The sequence below is a fragment of the Geodermatophilus sp. SYSU D00766 genome (assembly GCF_054049915.1).
In genome coordinates, this window is the sequence record NZ_JBJGYI010000003.1 from 159,554 (window position 1) to 180,257 (window position 20,704).

The following is a 20,704-nucleotide window of genomic DNA, read 5'->3' on the forward strand; positions in this document are numbered from 1 at the left end:
GCCGGGCGCCTCAGGTCGCGGCGAGCAGCCCGGCGGCCGGGGCGATGGTGAGCAGCGTCCCGGCGAAGACCAGCACCGCGATCAGCCGCGGGCCCGGCGACTCGTGGCCGGTGCGCCGTCGCCACGCCGCGACGCCGGCGACCAGGCCGGCGACGGCCAGCGGGGCGAGGACCACCGCCAGCTGGGGCAGCTGCTCCCAGACCACGGTGGACAGGAAGTAGGTGCCGACGCCGGCGGCGAGGGCGAGCACCAGCTCCCCGGCGAAGCGCAGCCACGCCAGCGCGCCCTCGCGCGCACCCAGGGGCTCGTCGAGGACCTGGGTCTCGCGGGCACGGGTGACCGGGATGGGCCCGGTGGCGGGGGCGGGCTCGTCGGCGCCGGGGACGCCGGGCTTTCGCGACGGGCGGATCCCCGGGATGGCCGCCGTCGAGGGCCCCTGCGGGCCGCGGCCGGCCGGGGACGGCGGCACGCGCCCGGTGTCACGTCCGGTGTCCCGGCCCGTGTCACGGCCCGTGTCCCGTGCGGTCTCGCGGGCGGGGCGGGAGGTCTCGCGCGCGACGCGGCCGGTGTCGGAGACCCGCCCGGTGTCCGAGACCCGCCCGGTGTCGCTGGCGCGCCGTCCCGGGTTGGGCCGGTCGGCGTCGGTGTCCGGGTCGCGCTGGCGCTGCTTGATGGGGAGGTCGCCGGTGTCACCCCGCCGCCGTCGGGCGCTGCGCGGTGCCTCGATGCCGGCCTCGCGGAGGATGTCGGCCAGCGGCCGCCCGCCGGTCTCCGGCCCGGGCCCGGCACCGGGCTCCCGGCGGGGCACTGCCATCACGCGCCTCCCAAGGTGTCGAGCCGGCGGAGGATGACGCCCTCCCGCAGGGCCCACGGGCAGATCCGGACGGAGGGTAGATCCAGAGCCTGCACGGCGGCCTGCGCCACCACGGCACCGGCGGGCACCTGGTGGGCGCGGTCGGGCGACACGCCGCGCAGTTCGGCCAGCGCGCCGGACTCGATGCGGGACACGAAGCCGATGAGCTGGTCGAGCCCGTCGGCGCTGAGCTCGCGCGGCACCCGCAGGCCCGCGGAGTAGGGCGCGGCGCCGGTGAGCCGGGCCAGCGTGCGGAAGGTCTTGCTGGTGGCCGCGACGAGGTCCGGCGGCCCGGCACCGTGGAGCTTCTTCACCGCCGGCCTGAGCACGTCGACGGCGTGCTCGCGCAGCGCGGTGAGCGCGGCGAGGTCGGGGCGGCCCCCGGTCACGGCCTCGGGCAGGAACCGGCGGGTCATCCGGCCGGCGCCCAGCGGGAGCGACAGGGCCACGTCGGGGTCCTCGTCGGCGCCGGCGGCCAGTTCCAGCGAGCCGCCACCGATGTCGAGGACCAGCAGCCGGCCGGCGCTCCAGCCGTACCAGCGGCGCACGGCGAGGAAGGTCAGCCGGGCCTCCTCCTCGCCGCTGGTGACCTGCAGGTCGACGCCGGTCCGCTGGCGGACCCGGGCGAGCACCTCCATGCCGTTGCGTGCCTCGCGGATGGCCGAGGTGACCAGGGCGAGAACCTCGTCGCAGCCCTCCTCCTCCGCCTGGACGCACGCCTTCTGCACCGCCTTGACCAGGGCCTTCTCGCCCTCCTTGGACAGCACGTCGTCCGCGCCGACGTGCTCGGCCAGGCGCAGCAGCCAGCGGTCGTCGTGCTGGGCGGTGGGCTCGGCACCGCGGTGGGCGTCGACCACGAGCAGGTGGACCGTGTTCGAGCCGACGTCCAGCACCCCGAGCCGCATGCGCCCAGTCTGCCGGGCCGCCCGGCGGCCGGCCGACGCGGTCGCCGGCCGGTGCGGTGCGTGCACCCGTCGCTGTCCGCCGGCCGCCGGCACCACGACCCGTGCACGGCCCCCTCCGGAGGCCCGCGCCGAGCGGAGCGAGGCGTGAGAGGGAGGGGGTCCTTTCTCTAGCCTGGCGCCGTGGAGGACGTGCCGCCGGAGGTCGACCCGGACTTCGCCCGCGAGTGGGTGGAGTTCCCCGACCCGGCCGACCCGCGGCACCGGGTGCGTGCCGACCTGACCTGGCTGTCCTCGGCCTGGACCTGCGTGTTCGGCCGCGGCTGCGCGGGCGTCGTCCCGGGCCGTGCCGACGACGGCTGCTGCAGCCACGGCGCGTTCTTCAGCGACGAGGACGACCTCGCCCGGGTCACCGCCGCCGTCGCCGACCTCACCGACGAGGACTGGCAGCTCGCGCCGCTCGGGCGCGGCGCCTGGACCGAGGAGGACACCGCCGACGACGAGGGCGGCGTCCGCTCGCTGCGCACCCGGCTGGTCGACGGCGCGTGCGTGTTCCTCAACCGGCCCGGGTTCCCGGGCGGGACCGGCTGCGCGCTGCACCGGATGGCCGTGCGCGAGGAGCTGCACCCGCTCTACACCAAGCCCGACGTGTGCTGGCAGCTGCCGGTGCGCCGTGAGCAGGAGGAGGTCGAGCGGCCCGACGGCAGCACCGTGCTGGTGAGCACGATCGGCGAGTTCGACCGCCGCAGCTGGGGACCCGGCGGCGCGGACCTGCACTGGTGGTGCACCGGGTCCCCCGCCGCCCACGTCTCCCCCGAGCCGCTGGTGGTGACCTACGCCGCGGAGCTGACCGCGCTGGTCGGGCCGGCCGCCTACGCCGAGCTGCGCCGGCTGACCGAGGCGCGCCTCGACCTGGGGCTCGTCGCGCCGCACCCGGCCAGCCCGGCACCGGTGCCGCTGACGCTGCAGCGGCGCCCGCCCGGCTCCTGACCGTCCTCCTCCGTCCGGGTGCGGCGGCCCCCGGACGTCACCCGGCGCCACTACCCTTCCCAGGACGACCGCGACGACCGGACGGCGAGGACAGTGAGGGACGGACAGGCGGCGCAGCCGGGCACGACCCGGTCGGGGTCGTCACCGAGCGGGCACCGCGCCGACAACGCGCTGCTCGCGCTGGTGCGGATCCCGGTGTTCCGCCGGCTGTGGGCGTCGATCGCCGTCTCCAGCCTCGGCGACTGGCTGGGCCTGCTGGCCACCACCGCGATGGCGCAGCAGCTCACCCGCGACCAGTCCACCGCGGTGCAGGGCGTGGCGATCTCCGGCGTCATCCTCACCCGGCTGCTGCCCGACCTGCTGCTCGGCCCGCTGGCCGGCGCGCTGGCCGACCGGCTCGACCGGCGCACCACCGTCGTCGTCGGTGAGCTGCTGGCCTGTGGCCTGTACCTGTCGATCGCGGTCAGCTACGAGCTGACCTGGCTCTACGTCGCCCAGTTCCTCGTCGAGGCCGTCGGGCTGTTCACCAACCCCGCCAAGCAGGCGATCTGGGTGGCGATCGTGCCGCGGGAGCGGCTCGCGGTGGCCAACCAGATCTCGCTGTTCAGCGTCTACGGCGCGGTCCCGGTGGCCTCGCTGCTGTTCGCGCTGCTGTCGACCGTGGCCCGGGTGTTCCCCGGCAGCGGGGAGGGCAGCGACGCGCGCACCGCGATCGTCATCGCCCTGGTGTTCAACTCCGTGAGTTTCGCGATCTCGGCGTGCACGGTGTTCCTGTCCCGCCGGCTCATCCCGCCCACGGCCACCGACCGCGCGGCGTCGACCAACGTGTTCTCCCTCGTCGTCGAGGGCGTCTCGTTCCTGCGCGGCCAGCCGCTCATGCGCGCGCTCTACGTCGGCGTCATCGGCGCGTTCGGCGCCGGCGGCCTCATCATCGGTGTCGCCCAGCTCTACATCGCCACGCTCGACGCCGGCGCGGCCGGGTACGGCGTGGTGTTCGGCATCGTCTTCACCGGCCTGGCGCTCGGCATGCTCACCGGCCCGCGGATCCTGCCCACGGTGCCGCGGCGGGCGCTGTTCGCCCGCTCGATCGGGCTGGCCGGCGTCGCGCTGCTGGCGATGTCGCTCCTGCAGGACTTCGTGCTGGCCACCGCGGCGGCCTTCCTCGTCGGCCTGTTCGCCGGGGTCTCCTGGATCATCGGCTACACGCTCATCGGCTTCGAGGTCGAGGACCGGCTGCGGGGGCGGGTGTTCGCCTTCGTCGTCTCCTCGGTGCGGATCGTGCTGCTGCTGTCCGTGGCCGTCGGCCCCGGCCTGGCCGGCCTGCTCGGCACGCACGAGCTGCGGGTGGGCGAGCTGGTGCTCACCCTCACCGGCCCCGGCCTGACCCTGCTCATCGGTGGTGTGCTCGCGCTGCTGGTCAGCGCCTACGCCGTCCGGCAGGTGGCACCGCGCGGCCGGTCGCACACCCGGCCGCGGGACATGCTGCGGCTGCTGTGGGGCAGCTCGGACATCCTCTCGGCCTCCTCCAGCGGCGTCGGGCTGTTCGTCGTGGTGGAGGGCGCCGACCGCGACCTCACCCGCCGCTACACCGCCGACCTCGCCCGCGTGCTGCGCGGGCACGGCCACCCCGTCGTCACCACCCACGAGCCCAGCGACACCGCGCTCGGGCGCCAGGTGCGCCAGCTGCTCTTCCCGCCGGCACCGGAAGCCGCCCCCGGGCAGGGGGTCACCGACGACGAGGGCCGCCCGGTGGCCGCCTACACCGCCGCGCTGCTGGCCGCCGCCGACCGCGCCGAGCACGTGGCCACGGTGATCCGCCCGGCCCTGCAGCGGCGCCAGGTCGTGGTGTGCACCCACTACGTCGACACCTCGATCGCCTTCCACGGCGCCGGGCAGGGCCTCGACGCCGACCGGATCACCCGCACGTCGCTGTGGGCCACCCGCGGCCTGCTGCCCGACCTCACCGTCGTGGTCGACTCCCCCGTCACCGCCGGCCCCGCCGGCGTCGACGCCGACGCGGTGCGCGCGGGGTTCCTCGCCCGGGCCGACGCCGCGCCCGACCGCTACGTCGTCGTCCCCGGGGAGCTGCTCGACACCGACACCCCGGCCGACGGCGACGGGCTGGTGTCGCCGGTGGTCAGGCGCCGGCTCGCCACGCTGATCGCCCAGCGCTACCCCGAGACCCCGCCCGGGGAGAGCGGGACGGGCACCGAGGGACCCGGTGACGGCGGCGACCCGCCGGTCGGCGCGGGCCGCACCGCTCCCGGGGGGAGCACCGGTCGCTCCGTAGGCTGACCGGCGTGACTGCCCCGGTGACCTCCGAGCCGGTGACGTGGACCGCCGAGGACACCGAGGAGGTCGACTGCTGCCTGTGCGGCGTGCGCGGCCGGCCGGTGCACGACCTCGCGCCCTTCGGCGTCGTCCGCTGCCCCTCGTGCGGGCTGGTGTTCGTCAGCCCCCGGCTGCGCCCGGAGGCGCTGCAGCGGCTCTACGACGACGTCGGCTACTTCGAGGGCGGGGTGTACGGGGACGCCGCCCAGCAGCCCCGCCGGCTCGACCCCGCCATGCTGCTGCAGCGCACCTGGACCGCCGGCCGGCTGGCGCTGCTCGACCGGGTCCGCGGCCGCGCCGCCGGTGGCCGGCTGCTGGAGGTCGGCGCCGGCTACGGGCTGTTCCTCGACGCCGCGCGGGCGGCCGGCTGGGACGCCAGCGGCGTCGAGCTGTCCCGCACCGGCGCCCGGCACGCCGTCGAGACCCTCGGCCTCGACGTCTTCTGCGGCCAGCTCGCCGACGCGCCGCTGACCCCGGGCTTCGACGTCGTGTGCGCGTGGGACACCGTCGAGCACGTGCCCGACCCGCTCGCCTTCTGGCGGACGGCGCGCTCACTGGTGGCCGACGACGGCGTCGTGCTGTTCTCCACGCCCTACGTGTCCTCGCTGCCCGCCCGGCTGCTGGGCACCCGCTGGTGGACGCTCAAGCCGGCCGAGCACATCTGGCACTTCACCCCGCGCACCCACGCGATGCTGCTGGCCCGCGCCGGTTTCGCGCTCACCCGGGTGGTGCGCAGCCCGCTCGCGCCGAGCAACGCCGGGCGGCTGGACTCGCTGGTCGGCGTCGCCCGTCCGATCCCGGTCGGCTGACCGGCCGGTCCTACGCCGCAGAGCCCTCCCCCGCCGGCACGGCGGCCGCGGCCCGGAACGTCTGCCGGTAGGCCCGCGGGGACACGCCCCGGCGGCGGGCGAACTGCTCGCGGAACCCTGCCGCCGTGCCGAAGCCGACCAGCCGGGCGATCTCCTCCACGGGGGCGTCGCTCTCCTCGAGCAGCGCCTCGGCCGCGGCCAGCCGCTGGGCCAGCAGCCAGGCGTGCGGCGTGGTCCCGGTCGTGGCCTTGAACCGGCGGGCGAAGCTGCGCGGGCTCATCAGCGCACGCCGGGCCAGCGCCTCGACGCTGATCTCCTCGGCCAGGTGCGCCCGCGCCCAGTCCAGGACGACGCCGAGCAGGTCGTCCTCGCACCGGGCGACCGGCTCGTCGATGTACTGCGCCTGCCCGCCGTCGCGGTGCGGCGGCACGACCATCTCGCGGGCCAGGGAGTTGGCCGCCGCGGCGCCCCACTCACGGCGGACGAGGTGCAGCAGCGCGTCGACGCCGCTCGCCGTCCCGGCGCCGGTGATGATCGTGCCCTCGTCGACGTAGAGGACCCGGGGGTCGACGTCGACGGCCGGGTACCGGGCGGCCAGCTCACCGGCGTAGCGCCAGTGCGTGGTGGCCCGCCGCCCGTCGAGCAGGCCGGCGGCCGCGACGACGAAGGCGCCGGTGCAGTGGCTGACGATCTGGCCGCCGCGGGCGTGCACGGCGCGCAGCGCGTCCAGGACCGACGCCGGGACGGGCTGGGACAGCTTCTCCCACGCGGTGACCAGGACGATGTCGGAGACGGCGAGCCGCTCGAGGCCGTGCTCGACGTAGAGCGCGAGGCCGGTGTCGGTGCGCACGACGCCGGGGCGGTCGGTGACCACCGCGAAGTCGAAGAGCGGCATGCCGAAGCGGCGCTGGTCGTAGCCGAACACCTCGGCGGCGACCCCGAGGCCGAAGGCGCCGAGGACACCGTCCCCGGCGAGCAGGCTGACGACGAGCGGGCGGTCGGATCCGGTCACACGCACAGCATGGCAGAAAAGACGCGCACTGTGTCGTTCCTGCCACTCGTCGGTTGACGGTCCACGGCGCAGGCTCGTCGCATGTTGCTGATCACCTGCCCCGTGACCCGGACCGACGAGCTGGTCGCCGACCGGCGCATCCGGTCGGTCACCAACCACCCGACGCACATCGCCCTGGGCGTGGAGTGCCCCTCCTGCGGGAGCGTGCACGTGTACCGGACCGGACGCCGCTGGGAGTCCCGGCCCGCTGCCGCCGCTCGACCTGCGCCGGAGCTCGCCCCCGCCTAGGATCGAACACATGAGCGAATCGAACGTCAACACCGGGCAGGCCGGCGACCCCACCGCGGAGAAGGACCCGTCGGACTGGGTGACCGGCGACGAGCCCGCCACCGGCGCCCAGAAGAGCTACCTGCACACGCTGGCCCGCCAGGCCGGCGAGGAGGTCCCGGAGGACCTCACCAAGGCCGACGCCTCCCGCAAGATCGACGAGCTGCAGGACGAGACCGGCCGGGGCGACTGACGCCCCGGCCTGGTGACGTGCTGGAACGGCCCCTCTGCAGGGTCCCGCCGCCAGCTTGCGAGTGGCGGGGCGCAGAGGGGTCCTCCTAGGTCTCGAGCTTGTAGCCGAGGCCGCGGACGGTCACCAGGTACTTCGGGTTCGCCGGGTCGGGCTCGATCTTGGCCCGCAGCCGCTTGACGTGGACGTCGAGGGTCTTGGTGTCGCCGACGTAGTCCGAGCCCCACACCCGGTCGATGAGCTGCCCGCGGGTCAGCACCCGGCCGGCGTTGCGCAGCAGCAGCTCGAGCAGGTCGAACTCCTTGAGCGGCAGCGCCACGGGCTCGCCGTCGACGGCGACCACGTGCCGCTCGACGTCCATCCGCACCGGGCCGGCCTCCAGCGCGCCGTCGGCCGGGGTCTCGACGTCGCCGCGGCGGCGCAGCACCGCCCGGATGCGGGCGACCAGCTCGCGCGCGGAGTAGGGCTTGGTGACGTAGTCGTCGGCGCCCAGTTCCAGGCCGACGACCTTGTCGACCTCGGAGTCCTTCGCGGTGAGCATGATGATCGGGACGTTGCTCCGGGAGCGCAGCGCCCGGCAGACCTCGGTGCCCGGCAGGCCGGGGAGCATGAGGTCGAGCAGGACGATGTCGGCCCCCGCGCGGTCGAACTCGGCGAGCGCCTCGGGCCCGGTGGCCGCGACGACCGCCTCGAACCCCTCCCGCCCGAGCATGTAGGACAGCGCGTCGGAGAAGGACTCCTCGTCCTCCACCACCAGCACGCGGGTCATCGGTGTCCTTCCTCCTGGAGTTGCCCGGCAGCGGCGTCGGCGTCGGCGGCTTCGGTGGTGTCGTGGCGGTCGGCGTGGTCCTCGACCGCCAGGGGGATGCGCAGGGTGAACGTGGAGCCGAGGCCCTCCTCGCTCCACACGCTGACCGAGCCGCCGTGGTTGCTGGCCACGTGCTTGACGATCGCCAGCCCCAGGCCCGTGCCGCCGGTGCTGCTCGCCCGGGACTGGTCGACGCGGTAGAAGCGCTCGAACACCCGCTCGCGGTCGGCCCGCGGGATGCCGATGCCGCTGTCGGTCACGGCGATCTCGGCCGAGCCGCCGCGCGCCCGCGCCCCGACGGCGATCTTGGTGTTCTCCGGGCTGTAGGCGACGGCGTTGGCCAGCAGGTTGGTGACCGCCGTCGTCAGCTGTGACTCGACGCCGCGCACCACCAGCCCGCGCCGCCCGCCGACGGCGATCGTGATGCCCTTCGCGGCGGCGGCCAGGCCGGTGCGGTCCACGGCCTCGGCGATCACGGTGTCGACGTCGACCGGCACGAGCTCGGGCAGCGGCTCGGCGCCCTGCAGCCGGGACAGGTCGATCAGCTCGCGCACCAGCTTGGCCAGCCGGTCGGCCTCGTGCGCCATGCGGGCGGCGAAGCGCTGCACCGTCTCGGGGTCGTCGGCGGCGCCCTGCGTGGCCTCGGCGAGCAGGCCCAGCGCGCCCACCGGCGTCTTGAGCTCGTGGCCGACGTTGGCGACGAAGTCCCGGCGGACGGCCTCGACCCGGCGGGCCTCGGTGACGTCCTGCAGCACGAGCGCGACCGGGCCCGGCACGACGGTCGGGGCGGCGTCGAGGGAGATCCCGTGCGCGCCGACCAGCCGCGAGCCGCCGCCGACGATCTCGCCGGGCAGCGCGACGTCGGCCCGGCGGCTGCCGGCGGTGTGCACCTCGCGGACCAGCCCCTGCAGCGCCGGCACGAGCAGCCGCCGGTCGCGCACGACCCCCAGCGCCCGCGCGGTCGGGTTGGCGACGACGACGGCGTCGTCCTTGTCGAGGATGAGCACGGCGGGGTCCATGAGGTCCAGCAGCCGGCGGGCGAGCGCGGCCTCGCGCGCGGCGTCCCCGGGGTCGGCCTCGGCCGGCTCCGCGGCGGACCGCCGGCGGATCACCAGGGCGACGACGGCCCCGAGGACCGCGCCGGCGACGAGGCCGCCGAGGGCGGCCAGCAGGATCACGCCGCCGATGCTAGGCCGCGCCCCCGGCCGGACATCCCCCGTCTGAGTGGCGGCAGAGCCACTCAGGGCGATTGTTCACGCCCGGGTGCCCCCGCGTTCACCGGCCCGGACCTGCACCCTCCCGCGCACGACCTACCCTCGGGTGCAGGGCGGCGCACCGAGCAGACGGTGTCCGGACGGCGGGGGCCCGGCGTGCGGCCGGCCGACGAGGAGGACCCGTGCGCGAGCACTACCGCGAAGAGCTCGAGGACATCAACACCTGCCTGGTCGACATGGCCAACTCGGTCGGCTCGGCGATGAGCAAGGCGACCACCGCCCTGCTCGACGCCGACGTCGCCCTGGCCGACCTGGTGATCGCCGGCGACGAGCACGTCGACGCGGTGCGCGAGAGCATCGAGGAGCGCTGCTTCACCCTGCTCGCCCGCCAGCAGCCGGTGGCCACCGACCTGCGCACCATCACCACCGCGATGCGGATCGTCGCCGACCTCGAGCGCATGGGCGACCTCGCGGTGCACGTGGCCAAGCTGGCCCGGATGCGGTTCCCCGAGTCGGCGGTGCCGGCCGAGGTGCGGCCGATCTTCCTCGAGGCCGGCCACGTCGCGCAGAGCCTGGTGACCAAGACCGGCGCGGTGATCGCCAAGCTCGACGTGCGCGCGGCCACCGAGCTGGAGAGCGACGACGACCTGATGGACGCGCTGCACCGGCAGCTGTTCACCGAGCTGCTGAGCCCCGGCTGGCCGCACGGCATGGAGTCGGCCATCGACATCACGCTGCTGGGCCGCTACTACGAGCGGTTCGCCGACCACGCCGTCAGCGTCGCCCGCCGGGTCGTCTACCTGGTCACCGGCGAGCGGGAGATGACCGCGGTATCGACCTGACGCCGGACACGACGAGGGCCTCCCCACCGGCGGTGGGGAGGCCCTCGTCGTGTCCGGCTACTTCTTGCCCTGGTTCCGGACCGCCTCGATCGCGGCCGCGGCGGCCTCGGGGTCGAGGTACTCCCCACCCGGCTTCACCGGCCGCAGGTCGGCGTCGAGGTCGTAGCGCAGCGGGACGCCGGTGGGGATGTTGAGCCCGACCACCTCGTCCTCGCCCATGCCGTCGAGGTGCTTGACCAGCGCCCGCAGGCTGTTGCCGTGCGCGGCCACCAGCACGGTGGCGCCGCTGCGCAGGTCGGGGACGATCGCGTCGTACCAGTACGGCAGCATCCGCACGACGACGTCGGCCAGGCACTCGGTGGCCGGGCGCACCTCCGGCGGGAGGAAGGCGTAGCGCGAGTCGCCGTCCTGGGAGAACTCGCTGCCGGGCTCGATGGGCGGGGGCGGGGTGCTGTAGGAGCGCCGCCACACCATGAACTGCTCCTCGCCGTACTCGGCGAGGGTGGCGGCCTTGTCCTTGCCCTGCAGCGCGCCGTAGTGCCGCTCGTTGAGCCGCCAGGAGCGGCGCACCGGGATCCACTGCCGGTCGGCGGCGGACAGCGCCAGCTCGGCGGTGGTGATGGCGCGCCGCAGCAGCGAGGTGTGCAGCACGTCGGGCAGCAGGCCGTGCTCGGCCAGCAGCTGCCCGCCGCGGGCGGCCTCGGCGCGGCCCTTCTCCGACAGCTCGACGTCGACCCAGCCGGTGAACAGGTTGGCCTTGTTCCACTCGCTCTCGCCGTGGCGCAGCAGCACGAGGGTCCCGGGGGCGGTCTCCGCAGACGTGGTCACGCGCCCATCCTGCCCGACGGCGTCCTCAGGCGGTCAGCAGCGGCCAGAGCACCCAGGTCTCGTAGAGGACGACGGGCAGCAGTCCGACCAGCAGCCAGGGACTGCGCACCCGCCGGGCCGCACCCCAGCGCAGCGCCGCCACCAGCGCCACGCTGCAGGCCGCCGCGATCCCCAGCCACAGCGCGGTCGCGGCGACGTCGACGACGACGAGCTGGGCGAGCACCAGCTGCACCGCGCACAGCAGCAGCGGGTAGACCAGGCCCGAGGCGGCCACCACGCCGATGAGCGCGCGACCGAGCCGCTCCTGCTGCGCGGGGGACTCCTGCACGCCGCCCACGCTAGGCCGACGACGGCGCCCGCGCGCCCGTCCGGCGGCCCGGCAGCCAGACGAGCACGACGACGGCGGCGACGGCCGAGGCGGTCGCGGTGCCGACGGCGGTCAGGTGCATGGCCGAGACGAAGGCCTCCCGGGCGGTGTCCTCCAGCCGCAGGGCCGCGGCGGCGGTGGCCTCGTCGCCGGCCGTCCGGGCCTGCGCCGCCGTCGTCCGGGCCGCCTCGAGGGTCGCCGCGATGGAGGTGCTGGCCTCGGCGCGGGCCGGCGCGGGCAGCACGTCGACGGCCCGCCCGACGTTCGCGGCGTAGGCGGTGGCCAGCAGCGAACCGAGGATGGCCACGCCGAGCGCGCCGCCGACCTGCCGGACGGTGTTGTTGACCGCGGCACCGGCACCGGCCTTCTCCCGGGGCACCACCGACATGATCGACTCGGTGGCCGGCGCCATGACCGCGCCCATGCCCAGGCCCTGCACGCTCAGCGCGGTGACCAGCAGCCACAGCGGCGCGGCCTCGTCGAGCAGCTGGAAGGCGAGGAACGACAGGGTGATGAGCACGAACCCGCCGGCGCAGACGGCCTTCGCGCCGAACCGCTCGGCCAGCCGGGAGCTGCGCGGCGCCATGAGCGCCATCCCGAGCGCGACCGGGATGAGCGCCGCCCCCGACTGCAGCGGGTCGTAGCCGCGGGCGCCCTGCAGGTAGTAGACGAGGTAGAACGTGGCGCCCATCAGCGCGAAGAAGTTCAGGCCCAGCGCGGCCGCCGCGGCCGAGAACGCCGGCAGCCGGAACAGCGAGACGTCCAGCGCCGGGTGCGACGAGCGCCGCTGCAGCCAGACGAACAGCACCAGGAGCAGCGCGCCGCCGACCAGCGGCACCAGCACCCCCGGCGTCGCCCAGCCGACCCCAAAGCCGGCGTGGATGATCCCGTAGACCAGGCCGGCCAGGGCGGCGATGGACAGCAGCACCCCGGGGACGTCGAGCCGGCCGGGGAACGGGTCCCGTGACTCGGGGACGAACGCGAGCGTCCCGGCGATGCCGAGCACGGCCACCGGGACCCCGATGAGGAAGATCGCGCCCCACCAGAACGTGGTGAGCACCGCGCCGCTGGCCAGCGGGCCGCCGGCGACGGCGAGCCCGGCGGTGGCCGCCCAGATGCCGATCGCCCGGCCGCGCTCCCCGGCCGGGAAGACGTTGGTGATGACGGCGAGGGTGGTCGGCTGCACGGCCGCACCGCCGACCCCCATGACCGCCCGCCAGGCGATGAGCTCCAGCGGGCTGTCGGAGGACGCGGCGAGCACCGACCCCGCGGCGAAGACGCCCAGGCCGATCAGCAGCACCCGGCGGCGGCCGATCCGGTCGCCGATGACGCCCCAGGAGAACAGCAGGCCCGCGAAGACGACGATGTAGGCGTCCACGGCCCACTGCAGTTCGCCCTGCGTGGCGCCCAGCTCGCGCTGCAGCGTCGGGATGGCCACGTTGAGCGTCGTGTTGCCCGTGATCACCACGAGCAGGCAGACGGTCATCGTGGCCAGCACCCACCAGCGGCGGGCGTAGCCGGGGCGCTCCTCGGCGTCCGCGACCGTCCCGTCCCGCTCGGTGGCGGTCATCCCCCGCCGTCCGGGGGGTCCCCTCCCCCGTCGCCGGGCCGGTCGGCACGGCCGGCCTGCGCGAAGGCGGCGAACGCCTCGAGGTTGCGCAGGGACTCCCCGCGCCGGACCCGCCACTCCCACTCACGGCGGATCGACGTGCCGAACCCGATCTCCAGCAGCGTGTTGAACGAGTCGTCGGCGTAGCTGAGCACCGCGCCGAGCACCCGGTCGAGCTCCTCGGGGGTCACCGCCGCGTGCGGCAGCCGGCCGGTCAGGTACACGTCGCCGACCCGGTCGATGGACCAGGCGACGCCGTACATGCGGGCGTTGCGCTGCAGCAGGTGGGCCCACATCTGCTCACGGTTCTCGTCGGGCTGGCGGCAGACGAACGCCTCGACCCGCAGCGCGTGCTCGCCGACGACGAGCCCGCACACCGTCTTGAGCTTGTGCGTGCCGGGCAGCTCGACCACCCAGCGGCCCGGCGCCGGGTGCTCGTGCACCAGCTCGGCCTCGCGCAGCGTCCGGTCGATGACGGCGTCGAGCCGGGCCACCACGTCGGCGCGGGCCGGCCGCGCCCCGCCGTCCGTCCCGTCCTCGCTCACCAGGCCACCTGCGTCCCGAGCGGCAGCCCGACCACCGGCCGCAAGGCACGGCGGGCGGCGCCGGCCATCTCGGCGGCGGCCGAGGCGTAGGCCGCGACGAGGGCGTCGGCGGTGCGGTCCCAGGAGAAGTCCGCGGCGTGCCGGCGGGCGCCGGCGGCCAGCAGCGGGCGGCGGGCCAGCACGGCGCGGATGGCGGCGGCGTAGGCGGCCGGGTCGCGGCTGCCCACGAGCACCCCGGACACGCCGTCGCGCACCGCCGTCGGCAGGCCGCCGACCGCGGCGGCGACCACCGGCGTGCCGCACGCCTGCGCCTCCAGGGCGACGAGGCCGAAGGACTCGTTGTGGCTGGGGACGACGGCGACGTCGGCGGCCCGGTAGTACATCGCCAGCCGGTCCGGGGGCTGCGGCGGGAGGAAGCGCACCAGGTCGGCGATGCCGAGGGAGGCGGCCAGCTCCTCGAGCTGGCGCGGCGCCTCCAGGCCCGAGCCGCTGGGCGCCCCGACCACGTGCACCTGCAGCCGGGCGCGCAGGTCGGGGTCGTCCTCCAGCATCCGGGCGGCGGCGGCGAGCAGCAGGTCGGGCGCCTTGAGCGGCTGGATGCGGCCGACGAAGGTCAGCACGACGGCGTCGGCGGGGACGCCCAGCGCGCGGCGGGCGGCCGCGCGGTCGCCGGGGGTGAACCGGTCGAGGTCGACCCCGGGCGGGACGACGAGGGTGCGCCGCGGGTCGGCCCCGTAGTGCTCGACGAGCTGGCGCGCCTCCTCCTCCGTGTTGGCCACCAGCCGGTCGGCCTCGGCCACCACCTGCTCCTCGCCGATCACCCGCAGCCGCGGCTCGGGGTGGTCACCTGCGGCCAGCGCCGCGTTCTTGACCTTGGCGAGGGTGTGCGCGGTGTGGATGAGCGGCACGCTCCAGCGGTCGCGCGCCAGCCACCCGACCTGGCCGGAGAGCCAGTAGTGCGAGTGGACGACGTCGTAGTGCCCGGGCTCGTGCTGGGCCTCCTCGCGCAGCACGCCGGCGGTGAAGGCGCACAGCTGGGCCGGCAGCTCCTCCTTGCCCAGGCCCTCGAACGGGCCGGCGCTGACGTGCCGCACGGTGACGCCGGGGCTCATCTCCACGACCGGCGGCAGGTCGCTGGAGGTGGCCCGGGTGAACACGTCGACGGCGATGCCGCGGGCGGCCAGCCGGCGGGAGACCTCGACGATGTAGACGTTCATGCCGCCGGCGTCGCCGGCACCGGGCTGGTCGAGCGGGCTGGTGTGCACCGAGACCGTCGCCACCCGGCGCGGCGCACGGTGCGACAGGAGGCGGCGAGCAGGCACCCCGACCTCCCGCCTCGTCCCCGTCCCGGGCGCCGGTCTCGACACCCCTGTCGTCTTCCCATCCTGCAACAGCGACAGGATGACCACATGCCCGGTGTCACCGACGTCTCACCCTCCGGCCCGACCCCCTTCCCGGGAGCCGGGCGCACCGCCGTGGTCACCGGCGCCTCCAGCGGCATCGGCGCCGCGACGGCGGAGAGGCTGGCCGGCGAGGGCTTCGACGTCGTGGTGGGTGCCCGCCGGCTGGACCGGCTGACCGCGCTCGCCGAGCGGATCGGCGCCCGCGCGCTGCCGCTCGACGTCACCGACCCCGCCTCGGTCGAGGCGTTCGCCGCCGAGCTGCCGCGGGTCGACGTCCTGGTCAACAACGCCGGTGGCGCGTTCGACGCCAGGCCGGTGGCCGAGGCCGACCTCGACTCGTGGGCGCGCACCTACGACGTCAACGTGCTCGGCACGGTGCGACTGACCAAGGCGCTGCTGCCGGCGCTGCGCGCCTCGGGCGCCGGGGACGTGCTGTTCGTCGGCTCCACGGCCGGGCTGGTCAGCTACGAGGGCGGCGCGTCCTACACGGCGGCCAAGCACGGCGTGCACACGCTGGCCGAGACCCTGCGGCTGGAGCTCGTCGCCGAGCCGGTGCGCGTCGTGGTGATCGCGCCGGGGATGGTCAGGACCGAGGAGTTCTCGCTCATCCGCACCGGCAGCCAGGAGAAGGCCGACGCCGTCTACCGGGGCGTGCGCGAGCCGCTGGTGGCCGAGGACGTGGCCGACTGCATCGCCTGGGCGCTGACCCGGCCGCACCACGTCAACGTCGACCTGCTCGTCGTCCGCCCCCGCGCCCAGGCCGCCCAGCACAAGGTCCACCGCGAGGCCGACTGACCGCCGAGATCACGTGATCCCGACCCCGGGGAGGCGCTGACGCGTCGAGACCACGCGATCTCGACGGGGAGCCGCCTACAGCCGCTGGGGCTCGGGGACCAGCGTCACGCCGAAGCGGTCGCGGACGGCGGCCACGACCCGGTCGGCGAAGGCCATGAGCTCGGCCGCCGTCGCCCCGGGCTCGGTGGTCAGCGCCAGGCTGTGCCGCGACGACGTGCCGACCCGCCCGTCGCGCGTCCCGCGGCCGAAGCCCGCCGACTGCACCAGCCACGCGGCGCTGAGCTTGAGCATCCCGTCACCGGCCGGCCAGCTCGGGCAGCCGGGCACGGCCTGCTCGGCCGGGACGACGGGATTGGTGAAGAACGAGCCGGCGCTGCGGGTGTCGGGATCGGCCGGGTCGACGACCATCCCCTTGCCGCGGCGCAGGTCGAGCACCGCGGCGCGGACGTCGGCCAGCGGTGCCCGGCCGCCGAGGTCCACGCCCAGCCGCTTCGCCAGCTCGGCGTACCCCACCGGCCGCGACAGCGGTCCGGGGTCGAGGGCGAAGGAGACCGTGAGGACGACGAACCGGCCGGGCTCGCGCTTGAAGCGGCTGTCGCGGTAGCCGAAGTCGCACTCGTCGTTGGACAGCGTGCGCTCGGTCTTCTCGGCACGGTCGTAGACGCGCACCGCGGTGATCGTCTGGGCGACCTCCTGGCCGTAGGCGCCGACGTTCTGCACCGGCGTGGCGCCCGTGGAGCCGGGGATGCCCGAGAGCGCCTCCATCCCGGCCAGCTGCTCCTCGACGGTGCGCGCGACCAGGTCGTCCCAGTCCTCGCCGGCCTGCACCTCGAGGACGTCGCCGCGTCGCTCGACGCCGCGGCTGCGCACGGCCACGACGTCGCCGTCCCACCCCGCGTCGGGGGCGACGACGTTGGAGCCGCCGCCGAGGACGAGCAGCGCCCGGCCCGCCTCGTCGGCCTGGCGGACGGCGGCGACCAGGTCGGCGGCGTCGGTGACCTCGACCAGCCGCGCCACGGGCCCACCGACCCCGAGCGTGGTCAGGTCGGCGAGACGGGCATCGGAGCGGACGAGCACGATCCCACGGTAAACGGGCCCGGGCGGTGGCCCGGGGAGGCGGACTACCCTCGGGCCCGGTGAGCGAGGACGGCAGCGAGCACAAGCGCCGGGCGAGCCTCACCCCGCGCCGGGCCGGGCCGCGGCTGGCCGCCGGCCGCGCCCGGGCGCTGGGCCTGCCGACGCGCGGCACCACCAACGCCAACCGGCTGCGCCGGGTCGACCGCTGGATCCTCGCCACCCAGGTGCCGCGGCTGCGCGACGCCGCGCGCCCGCTCGTGGTCGACCTGGGCTACGGCTCGTCGGCCGTGACCACCCTCGAGCTGGCCGACCGCCTCGCGCCGGAGGTGCCCGGGCTGGAGGTCGTCGGGCTGGAGATCGACCCCGCCCGGGTGGCCGCCGTCGCCGAGCACCGCGACCCGCCGCGGGTGGACTTCCGGGTCGGCGGCTTCGAGCTCGCCGGGCTGCGGCCGGTGCTGGTGCGCGAGTTCAACGTGCTGCGCCAGTACGACGAGGCCTCCGCGGCCCGGGCGTGGGAGACCACCTGCGCGGCGCTGGGTCCCGGCGGCCTGCTGGTGGAGGGCACCTGCGACGAGTGGGGACGGCGGGCGAGCTGGGTCGCGCTCGACGCCGACGGGCCGCTGACGCTCACCCTCGCCGCACGGGTCGCCGACCTCGACCGGCCCTCCGACCTCGCCGAGCGGCTGCCCAAGGCGCTGATCCACCACAACGTCCCGGGGCAGCCCGTGCACGACCTGCTGCGCGCCCTCGACGCCGCCTGGGCCGCCGCGGCCGGCCTGTCGACGTTCGGGCCGCGCCAGCGGTGGGTCGCCGCCGTCCAGACGCTCGCCGACGAGGGCTGGCCGCTGGTCGGCACGACCCGGCGCTGGCGGCACGGCGAGCTGACCGTCCGCTGGTCGGCGGTGGCGCCCCGGTGAGCCGCGGCGCCCGCCCGCCGGTGGTGCCGCCCGGCCCCACCGAGGTCGACGGCGGCACCGCGGAGCTGCTCGGTGACGCCGACCGCGACGGCTCGTGGGTGCTGGTGGTGGAGGGGACGCCGCAGTCCCACGTCGACCTCGACGACCCGGCGCACCTGGAGTTCGAGTACGTCCGCCGCATGGGCCACGTGCTCGACCTGGCCGCGCCCGAGGGCGAGCCGGTCGACGCGGTGCACCTCGGCGGCGGCGCGCTCACGCTGGCCCGCTACGTCGCGGTCACCCGGCCCGGCTCGCGGCAGCGGGTGGTCGAGGCCGACCAGCGGCTCACCGACCTGGTCCGCGCCCACCTGCCGCTGCCGCGGGGGGCGCGGGTCCGGGTGCGCGCCGCCGACGCCCGTGCCGGGCTCGCCGCCCTCCCGAGCGCGAGCGCCGACGTCGTCGTCAGCGACGTGTTCGCCGGGGCCCGGACGCCGGCGCACCTCACCACCGTCGAGTACGCGGCCGAGGCGCGGCGGGTGCTGCGGCCGGGCGGCGTGCTGACCGCCAACGTCGCCGACGGGCCGCCGCTGCGCTTCGCCCGCGGCCAGGTGGCCACCCTGCAGGCGGTGTTCGCGCACGTCTGCGTCCTCGCCGAGCCGGGGACGCTGCGCGGCCGGCGCTTCGGCAACCTGGTCACCGTGGCCTCCGACGCGCCGCTGCCGGTGGCGGCCCTGACCCGGCGCTGCGCGGGCGACCCGATGCCCGCCCGGGTGGTGGCCGACGACGACCTGGCCCGCTTCGTGGGCAACGCGCAGCCGGTGCCGGACGCGCAGGCGGTGGCCTCCCCGGAACCGCCTCCGGGTGTCTTCAGCCGCTGACCAGGGTGTTCCCCGATGCCCCGGGCTCCCGGCCGCGCCTAGGGTCGGGACATGACCTACCCCGCACCTGCTCCCCGCCGGCTCGCCCGGGACACCCGCAACCGGATGATCGCCGGCGTCTGCGCGGGCATCGCCCGCCGCTACGGCATCTCCACCGGCGCCCTGCGGCTGGCCTTCGTGGTCTCGTGCATCCTGCCCGGGCCGCAGTTCATCGCCTACCTGGTGCTGTGGGCGTTCATGCCGCGCGACGACCGGTACTGACCCGGCCGGCGCGTCACCAGCTGCTGTTGCCCCGCTGCACGCCGCGGACGGCCGGGCGCACGTCGACGAGGTAGACGACGGCGGCGATGACCGCGGGCAGGCCGAGGAACGTCATCGGCCCCTGCAGGTAGATGACCACCCCGGCCAGCGCGGTGATGCCCGCCCAGGCCGGCTTGGTGAGCTTGCCGGCGGCCACGTACCCCGCGGCCGGGCGGATCACGGCGTCGACGAACGCCCAGACGGTCAGCGCCAGCGTGGCGTAGTACAGCGCCAACAGCAGCATCCCGTCGAAGGACATGTCCCGGAGGGTACCCGCCCGCGGCGGTGGCGGGCTCGCTCCGACCGGGGGACACCCCCGGGACGCGACAGGGCCCCGGAGCGCACACGTGCAGCTCCGGGGCCCTGGGTCGTGACCCTGGGTGCGGCCCTCCTGCGGGGTCCCGCCGCGAGCGTGCGAGCGGCGGGGGCAGGAGGGTCCTTCCTCAGTCGGTGGTCTTCTTGGTGGTGCGGGTGCGGGTCACGCGCGCCGAGGTGCCCTTGGCGGCCGACGAGCGGGCCGCAGGGGTGCGCTTGGCCGGCTTGCGGGCGGCCTTGGCGGTGGCCTCGTCGGCGGCCTCGACGGTCTCCTCGAGGGTGGCCTTCGCCTGCTCCGCGGTCTCCTCGACGGCGGCCTCGGCCTTGGCGGCGGCCTTGGTGGTGCGGGCGGCGGCCTTCTGGACGCGGGAGGTGATCTCGTCGGAGGCCTCGGTGACGGCCTCGGCGGCCTCCTCGATGACCTCCTCGACGGCGTCCTCGACGGTGTCGACGGCCTGCTCGGCGCGCACCACGAAGCGGCGGATGCCGGGCTGGCGGCGCAGCTCCTGCAGGACGTCGGCGCCGCGCTCGGCCAGCGCCTCGACGGTGCCGGCGGCCTGGGTGCGGGCCTGCTCGACGAGCCCGGTCACGGTGGTCACGACGGCGTCGGGACGGACGACGGTGACCAGCTGGCGGGCCCGGTCGGCGGCCTGCTCGGCGCGGGTGCGGGCCTCGCGGGTGGCCAGGTCGACCTGGACCTGGGCCTCGCCGGGGAGGGCCTCGGCGCGCGAGCGCAGCGTGGCGAGGACGGTGCGGGCCTGGGTGACGGCGAGGTCACCGGCGCCGACGGCGACCAGCAGCGGGGTGCGGCCGCGCTCGGCGACCTGCTCGAGGAGGTCGGTGGCGGTGGTCATGCGGTCTCCTTGGAGGGGTTCGGGTGGTCCCCGGGCGTGCGGCTCCGGGTGGCGTCCGCGGGCACGGGGGAAGCGGCGGCGTGCTCGCGGACGTAGGTCTCGTACAGCTCGAGCAGCACCGCCTTGTGCCGCTCGGAGAGCTGGTCGTCGGACCGGATGGCCGCGACCGTGTCGGGGTTGCCGGCGCGCCGGTCGAGGATGCCCGCCTGCTCGTAGAGCGTCTCGGCGGAGATCTGCAGACCCTTGGCGATGGCGGCGAGGATCTCCGCCGACGGCTTGCGCAGCCCCCGTTCCACCTGCGACAGGTAGGGGTTGCTCACCCCTGCCGTGCGGGCGAGCTCGCGCAGGGACACCCGGGCGGCGCTGCGCTGCTCCCGGATGTACTCCCCCACCTGCGAGCGCACGGTCGAGACCTGCTGGGCCTCGGCCGCGACGGTCTCCGCGACGCTGCCGGCGAGCTGGTCCACCTTCTCGCGGACCGACCTCACCTGACCGCTCACGAACTCGCCGGGGGTCTGCACGTACTCAACGGTAACCAGGGGTGCTAGCAGTTGCAAGC

At 75.9% G+C, this 20,704-nt stretch carries 24 protein-coding genes; 10 read left to right on the top strand and 14 right to left on the bottom strand.

Annotated elements, in window-relative coordinates:
* Positions 1–10: 10 nt before the first annotated feature.
* Together ACI8AD_RS04350 and ACI8AD_RS04355 are read right to left on the bottom strand one after the other, a co-directional pair.
* Complete coding sequence (locus ACI8AD_RS04350; RefSeq protein WP_456869306.1) at positions 11–814, bottom strand: hypothetical protein; 804 nt, start codon at positions 812–814, stop codon at positions 11–13.
* Positions 814–1,758, bottom strand: a complete 945-nt coding sequence (locus ACI8AD_RS04355) for a Ppx/GppA phosphatase family protein (RefSeq protein ID WP_456869307.1) — start codon at positions 1,756–1,758, stop codon at positions 814–816. The genes ACI8AD_RS04350 and ACI8AD_RS04355 overlap by 1 nt, the downstream gene beginning before the upstream one ends.
* A gap of 180 nt (positions 1,759–1,938) precedes the next feature.
* Here ACI8AD_RS04355 and ACI8AD_RS04360 point away from each other — a divergent pair, with 180 nt between their 5' ends.
* The 3 genes from ACI8AD_RS04360 to ACI8AD_RS04370 all read left to right on the top strand — a co-directional run bounded on the left by ACI8AD_RS04360 (position 1,939) and on the right by ACI8AD_RS04370 (position 5,885).
* Complete coding sequence (locus ACI8AD_RS04360) at positions 1,939–2,745, top strand: hypothetical protein (protein ID WP_456869308.1); 807 nt, start codon at positions 1,939–1,941, stop codon at positions 2,743–2,745.
* Between the two features lie 93 nt (positions 2,746–2,838).
* Entirely contained in the window at positions 2,839–5,040 is a 2,202-nt protein-coding gene (locus ACI8AD_RS04365) for a bifunctional MFS transporter/dTMP kinase (protein ID WP_456869309.1), read from the top strand.
* A 5-nt stretch (positions 5,041–5,045) separates the two neighbouring features.
* Complete coding sequence (locus tag ACI8AD_RS04370) at positions 5,046–5,885, top strand: class I SAM-dependent methyltransferase (protein WP_456869310.1); 840 nt, start codon at positions 5,046–5,048, stop codon at positions 5,883–5,885.
* Positions 5,886–5,895: 10 nt separating this feature from the next.
* On the opposite strand, the gene ACI8AD_RS04375 is transcribed toward ACI8AD_RS04370, so the two are convergent.
* Positions 5,896–6,897: a helix-turn-helix domain-containing protein gene (locus ACI8AD_RS04375; protein ID WP_456869311.1), complete on the bottom strand. Its 1,002-nt coding sequence runs from the start codon at positions 6,895–6,897 to the stop codon at positions 5,896–5,898.
* An 81-nt stretch (positions 6,898–6,978) separates the two neighbouring features.
* On the opposite strand from ACI8AD_RS04375, the gene ACI8AD_RS04380 reads away from it, so the two are divergent.
* Entirely contained in the window at positions 6,979–7,185 is a 207-nt protein-coding gene (locus ACI8AD_RS04380) for a hypothetical protein (RefSeq protein WP_456869312.1), read from the top strand.
* 10 nt (positions 7,186–7,195) lie between these two features.
* Positions 7,196–7,417 (top strand): DUF3072 domain-containing protein, encoded by a 222-nt coding sequence (locus ACI8AD_RS04385; RefSeq protein ID WP_089402033.1) that lies wholly within the window; start codon positions 7,196–7,198, stop codon positions 7,415–7,417.
* 85 nt (positions 7,418–7,502) lie between these two features.
* Here ACI8AD_RS04385 and ACI8AD_RS04390 read toward each other — a convergent pair whose 3' ends face one another.
* Positions 7,503–8,183, bottom strand: a complete 681-nt coding sequence (locus ACI8AD_RS04390) for a winged helix-turn-helix domain-containing protein (protein ID WP_456869313.1) — start codon at positions 8,181–8,183, stop codon at positions 7,503–7,505.
* Positions 8,180–9,391 (bottom strand): sensor histidine kinase, encoded by a 1,212-nt coding sequence (locus ACI8AD_RS04395; RefSeq protein ID WP_456869427.1) that lies wholly within the window; start codon positions 9,389–9,391, stop codon positions 8,180–8,182. Before ACI8AD_RS04395 ends, ACI8AD_RS04390 begins: the two co-directional genes overlap by 4 nt.
* A 227-nt stretch (positions 9,392–9,618) precedes the next feature.
* On the opposite strand from ACI8AD_RS04395, the gene phoU reads away from it, so the two are divergent.
* The gene (gene phoU, locus ACI8AD_RS04400; protein WP_456869314.1) at positions 9,619–10,278 is read left to right on the top strand and encodes a phosphate signaling complex protein PhoU; all 660 of its coding nucleotides are present in this window, start codon (positions 9,619–9,621) and stop codon (positions 10,276–10,278) included.
* A 57-nt stretch (positions 10,279–10,335) separates the two neighbouring features.
* Here phoU and ACI8AD_RS04405 read toward each other — a convergent pair whose 3' ends face one another.
* Genes ACI8AD_RS04405 through mshA form a run of 5 tightly spaced genes read right to left on the bottom strand, consistent with a single transcriptional unit; the run spans position 10,336 to position 14,907 of the window.
* Positions 10,336–11,106, bottom strand: coding sequence for a phosphoglyceromutase (locus ACI8AD_RS04405; RefSeq protein WP_456869315.1), 771 nt, complete (start codon positions 11,104–11,106; stop codon positions 10,336–10,338).
* A gap of 25 nt (positions 11,107–11,131) precedes the next feature.
* On the bottom strand, positions 11,132–11,434 hold the full coding sequence (locus tag ACI8AD_RS04410; RefSeq protein ID WP_456869316.1) for a hypothetical protein: 303 nt from the start codon (positions 11,432–11,434) through the stop codon (positions 11,132–11,134).
* Positions 11,435–11,444: 10 nt separating this feature from the next.
* Positions 11,445–13,043, bottom strand: a complete 1,599-nt coding sequence (locus tag ACI8AD_RS04415) for an MFS transporter (protein WP_456869317.1) — start codon at positions 13,041–13,043, stop codon at positions 11,445–11,447.
* A complete protein-coding gene (locus tag ACI8AD_RS04420; RefSeq protein WP_456869318.1) occupies positions 13,040–13,627 on the bottom strand; it encodes a YbjN domain-containing protein in 588 nt (195 codons plus the stop codon). The genes ACI8AD_RS04415 and ACI8AD_RS04420 overlap by 4 nt, the downstream gene beginning before the upstream one ends.
* Entirely contained in the window at positions 13,624–14,907 is a 1,284-nt protein-coding gene (gene mshA, locus ACI8AD_RS04425) for a D-inositol-3-phosphate glycosyltransferase (RefSeq protein WP_456869319.1), read from the bottom strand. Before mshA ends, ACI8AD_RS04420 begins: the two co-directional genes overlap by 4 nt.
* 129 nt (positions 14,908–15,036) lie before the next feature.
* Between mshA and ACI8AD_RS04430 the strand changes: the two genes are divergently transcribed.
* Positions 15,037–15,825: an SDR family oxidoreductase gene (locus ACI8AD_RS04430; RefSeq protein ID WP_456869320.1), complete on the top strand. Its 789-nt coding sequence runs from the start codon at positions 15,037–15,039 to the stop codon at positions 15,823–15,825.
* A gap of 75 nt (positions 15,826–15,900) precedes the next feature.
* Here ACI8AD_RS04430 and ACI8AD_RS04435 read toward each other — a convergent pair whose 3' ends face one another.
* Positions 15,901–16,902, bottom strand: a complete 1,002-nt coding sequence (locus ACI8AD_RS04435) for a UDP-N-acetylmuramate dehydrogenase (RefSeq protein WP_456869321.1) — start codon at positions 16,900–16,902, stop codon at positions 15,901–15,903.
* Between the two features lie 59 nt (positions 16,903–16,961).
* On the opposite strand from ACI8AD_RS04435, the gene ACI8AD_RS04440 reads away from it, so the two are divergent.
* Genes ACI8AD_RS04440 through ACI8AD_RS04450 form a run of 3 tightly spaced genes read left to right on the top strand, consistent with a single transcriptional unit; the run spans position 16,962 to position 18,937 of the window.
* Positions 16,962–17,819 (top strand): class I SAM-dependent methyltransferase, encoded by an 858-nt coding sequence (locus tag ACI8AD_RS04440; RefSeq protein ID WP_456869322.1) that lies wholly within the window; start codon positions 16,962–16,964, stop codon positions 17,817–17,819.
* Positions 17,816–18,676, top strand: coding sequence for a spermidine synthase (locus ACI8AD_RS04445; protein WP_456869323.1), 861 nt, complete (start codon positions 17,816–17,818; stop codon positions 18,674–18,676). The genes ACI8AD_RS04440 and ACI8AD_RS04445 overlap by 4 nt, the downstream gene beginning before the upstream one ends.
* A gap of 51 nt (positions 18,677–18,727) precedes the next feature.
* Complete coding sequence (locus tag ACI8AD_RS04450; RefSeq protein WP_456869324.1) at positions 18,728–18,937, top strand: PspC domain-containing protein; 210 nt, start codon at positions 18,728–18,730, stop codon at positions 18,935–18,937.
* A 13-nt stretch (positions 18,938–18,950) separates the two neighbouring features.
* Here the strand turns inward: ACI8AD_RS04450 and ACI8AD_RS04455 are convergent, their stop codons facing one another.
* From ACI8AD_RS04455 to ACI8AD_RS04465, 3 genes are all read right to left on the bottom strand, one after another.
* A complete protein-coding gene (locus tag ACI8AD_RS04455; RefSeq protein WP_456869325.1) occupies positions 18,951–19,235 on the bottom strand; it encodes a DUF2516 family protein in 285 nt (94 codons plus the stop codon).
* 184 nt (positions 19,236–19,419) lie between these two features.
* Positions 19,420–20,145 (bottom strand): hypothetical protein, encoded by a 726-nt coding sequence (locus ACI8AD_RS04460; RefSeq protein WP_456869326.1) that lies wholly within the window; start codon positions 20,143–20,145, stop codon positions 19,420–19,422.
* Positions 20,142–20,666, bottom strand: a complete 525-nt coding sequence (locus ACI8AD_RS04465; protein WP_456869327.1) for a helix-turn-helix domain-containing protein — start codon at positions 20,664–20,666, stop codon at positions 20,142–20,144. The genes ACI8AD_RS04460 and ACI8AD_RS04465 overlap by 4 nt, the downstream gene beginning before the upstream one ends.
* Positions 20,667–20,704: the final 38 nt, after the last annotated feature.

Bases quoted from the DNA above. Each gene is read 5' to 3' on its own strand.
- ACI8AD_RS04455 (WP_456869325.1), bottom strand. From the start codon at position 19,235: ATGTCCTTCGACGGGATGCTGCTGTTGGCGCTGTACTACGCCACGCTG.
- ACI8AD_RS04350 (WP_456869306.1), bottom strand. From the start codon at position 814: ATGGCAGTGCCCCGCCGGGAGCCCGGTGCCGGGCCCGGGCCGGAGACC.
- ACI8AD_RS04430 (WP_456869320.1), top strand. From the start codon at position 15,037: ATGCCCGGTGTCACCGACGTCTCACCCTCCGGCCCGACCCCCTTCCCG.
- ACI8AD_RS04355 (WP_456869307.1), bottom strand. From the start codon at position 1,758: ATGCGGCTCGGGGTGCTGGACGTCGGCTCGAACACGGTCCACCTGCTC.
- ACI8AD_RS04450 (WP_456869324.1), top strand. From the start codon at position 18,728: ATGACCTACCCCGCACCTGCTCCCCGCCGGCTCGCCCGGGACACCCGC.
- ACI8AD_RS04415 (WP_456869317.1), bottom strand. From the start codon at position 13,043: ATGACCGCCACCGAGCGGGACGGGACGGTCGCGGACGCCGAGGAGCGC.
- ACI8AD_RS04380 (WP_456869312.1), top strand. From the start codon at position 6,979: ATGTTGCTGATCACCTGCCCCGTGACCCGGACCGACGAGCTGGTCGCC.
- ACI8AD_RS04385 (WP_089402033.1), top strand. From the start codon at position 7,196: ATGAGCGAATCGAACGTCAACACCGGGCAGGCCGGCGACCCCACCGCG.
- ACI8AD_RS04460 (WP_456869326.1), bottom strand. From the start codon at position 20,145: ATGACCACCGCCACCGACCTCCTCGAGCAGGTCGCCGAGCGCGGCCGC.
- ACI8AD_RS04390 (WP_456869313.1), bottom strand. From the start codon at position 8,183: ATGACCCGCGTGCTGGTGGTGGAGGACGAGGAGTCCTTCTCCGACGCG.